The sequence below is a fragment of the Mycobacterium sp. NGS34 genome (genome assembly GCF_059812845.1).
Genome location: NZ_JCALDM010000045.1, coordinates 1 through 2,811, shown reverse-complemented (window position 1 = coordinate 2,811; position 2,811 = coordinate 1). Strand labels below are relative to the sequence as shown.

The following is a 2,811-nucleotide window of genomic DNA, read 5'->3' as shown; positions in this document are numbered from 1 at the left end:
CCGGACAGACCCAGAAAACTTGACGGTCCCAGTCCCTGACCGTGACCCCGATGTCGAGGGGAGTTATTCAGTTGCTGAGATGAGTCTCGGGAGCAGCGCTTTGTCGACCAGAGCTTCGATGGTGGGAGGGGTCGGGGGTCGGTCGGAAAAGATGCACCGGAAGATCAGGTAGCCCGGCAACAGATCGTAAAGCTCGTCGTTGACCGCCGCCGCGCCGATCTCGCCGCGACGGATCGCCTGCTGCAGGACGTGCCAGACCAGAGCTCTGTGTTCATGAAGGAACCGGTCTTGCATAACGTTGTTGAGCGCGGGATTGCAGGACATCTCGACGAGCACCGCTCGGATGGTTCCGGCATGTTCTCGGCCCTGTTCGCAGATAATCTGGCCAAGACACAACAAGTCGCCGCGCAGGGTGCCGGTGTTGGGTGCAACAGCGTTCTGACGGGTGCCTTCGCTGACGGCCGCCAGTATCAGCTCAGATTTCGAGGGCCAGCGTCGATAGACGGTAGCTTTACTGGCATGAGCGGCGACCGCCACGGCCTCCACTGTTAAGCCGTGGTACCCATGCTCCTGCAGGACACCCAATGCCACCCCCAGTAGCTCGCTCTCGCGGGGCGACCACGCGGGTTCTGCGTCCGGGTCGGTTGTCGCGGTCATCGGTTGTCGAGTGCGCGCGCTTCTCGGTGAGATCGGATCCCCGTTCCCCCTACCAAATCGCGCTCCCATTCTTCGAAAACGGTCGCTAGAGACGAGACGGCGCCGGACTTGGACGATCATTGTCATCTGGAGGTTTGCAGTACTCGCGTTGTCCTGTACTCACCCAACATGGCAGTGTTGCCCTGAGAACGGGTGGGTCCGTCGGCCACCATTGTGTCAGACGGACCCACCGTTCTCAGGCATTAACGCGTGCCCGGCAGCGCGGTCCTGGAGTCAGGAAGTGAAACCGGGTATCGGGTAGCGCTGGTTAAGGACGTAGTTTCCGACTTCAGCGATCTTGTAAGAGACGGGATCGTGCAGCGTGTGGGTGCGGATGTTGCGCCAGAACCGGTCGAATCCATAGTTTGGGTGGGTTCCCCGGGCACCGATGACCTCGAAAATTCGGCTGGTCACGTCCAGGCCCGCTTTGGTGGCTATGGCTTTGACTCCGGCTACCTGTACCGTGAGTTCGCCGCGTTCTTGTGGAGTTAATGCGTCACCTTTGTCCCACGCGGTCTGTAGCAGCTGCGCAGCCTCACGTGCTGCAGCATCGCCAGCCTGTAGTTCGATACCGAATTCGCCGTAGCTGCGAATGGTGTACGGATCCTCGACGGCTTGAGTAACCCCAGCCGGCGTCCAGGGGCGTGCCTGCGTTCGGGTGTACTCGCGCGCTGTTTCGAGCGCACCACGCGCGATCCCCAGATACACCGTTGCGAACACCAACTGCACGATCGGGCCGAATAGGCTGCCGCGCCCGGACGCCAGGAACGCCTCGACAACGGCATTGGGTTTGCCCAGCACCTCGTCGGGACGGACTACGACGTTGTGGAATTCGGTGGTGCCGCTGTCGGTGCGCCGCATCCCTAGCGCCTGCCAGTCGTCGTTTGTTTGAACGCCTTCTCTGGTGGTGGGAATGGCCGCGGCAACGATGGCGCCTTGCTGTGGGGAACCCTCCGGTATCACGCCGAACACCAAGAGCAGATCTGAGCCCTTGGCTCCACTGCTGAAGTGCTTGATACCGTTGAGAAGGTACCCGCCGTCGTCGGTCGGGGTGGCAGTTACCTTCCATTCGAGGATGTGGCTGTTGTTCTCGCTGGAGGCGTTCCCGGTCCACCAGTTGTTTTCGGCCAGTTGACGAAGTAGGCGTTCACTTTGCTCGGGTGAACCCCACAGATCAATAACGGCTGGGGTGCTGAGGTGGTATCCGAACAAGTGGCCCAGCGATCCATCGACCTTGGCGATCTCACGCACCACTTCCAGAGCGGTAGGCCAGTCGGCTCCCCAACCGCCCAGGTGCCGGGGAACGGTCACCGAGAGCAGCCCACTGGCGCGTAGATCCTCACGCTCTTCTGTCGCCGAACCACCAGCCTTGTCGCGCTCGACGACGGTAGCTTGCCACTTTCGCGTCAGCTCGCGCGCCACCTCGATGGGGTCGCCATTCCTATTGTTCTGTGCCGTGGCGGTGTCATCGGTCAGGGTCATTGCTGGTCTCCAGTCGTGGATTGAGTGAGGAATTGCGGTGCCGCCCACTGCGTGAGGTCCACCGGATGGTCGAGGAGATTGTGGTCGAGGAGGAACTGTTGAGTTTGGTCGACAACGGCCAGTGCCGAGTCGTCAAGCCGTGGGATCAGATGTTGGGCGAAATCAGCGCCGAAACCGCGTCCGATCGCCGAGGGCGCGACCCCGAGGTTGGCGGCATGGATGCCAACGGTTTCCTCGGGATGGGCCTGTGCCCAACGGCTGGCTTGGACCGCCGCGTCGACGAGTCGTTGCACCAGGTCGGGTCGCTCGTCAACCAGCTGAGCGCTGACCGTCCAGACACTGGCATACCGGCTTCGTTGGTCATCGCCGAGATCGGCGAGCACCCGCGCTCCGCTGAGATCTTCTAACTCCGCCGCCCAGGGCAACCAGGTGAACAGCGCATCAACGTTGCCGCTATCCAGGATGTCCCTCTGGTGGCCGGCCACGTCGGGAAACAGGTCAGCGCCTTTGACACTGGCCGCTGCTTCCAGCCGCTCTTCGGGCACGTCGACGCCAGGGCTTTCGATACGCACCAACTCGACGTCGTCGACCCCTATCCCCCCGATGTGCAGGGTCTGCAAAAGTCCCCGCGCC

General features: G+C 62.0%; 3 protein-coding genes. All 3 read right to left on the bottom strand.

Going from position 1 to position 2,811, the window contains the following annotated elements; translation table 11 throughout:
* Window positions 1-63: 63 nt before the first annotated feature.
* Entirely contained in the window at window positions 64-657 is a 594-nt protein-coding gene (locus tag AC5Y7V_RS31275) for a TetR/AcrR family transcriptional regulator (protein WP_071289706.1), read from the bottom strand.
* 273 nt (window positions 658-930) lie between these two features.
* Window positions 931-2,178 (bottom strand): acyl-CoA dehydrogenase family protein, encoded by a 1,248-nt coding sequence (locus tag AC5Y7V_RS31270; RefSeq protein ID WP_071289705.1) that lies wholly within the window; start codon window positions 2,176-2,178, stop codon window positions 931-933.
* The coding region (locus AC5Y7V_RS31265) for a type 2 periplasmic-binding domain-containing protein (protein WP_329800073.1) at window positions 2,175-2,811 on the bottom strand (637 nt) is incomplete at its 5' end. The genes AC5Y7V_RS31270 and AC5Y7V_RS31265, both read right to left, overlap by 4 nt.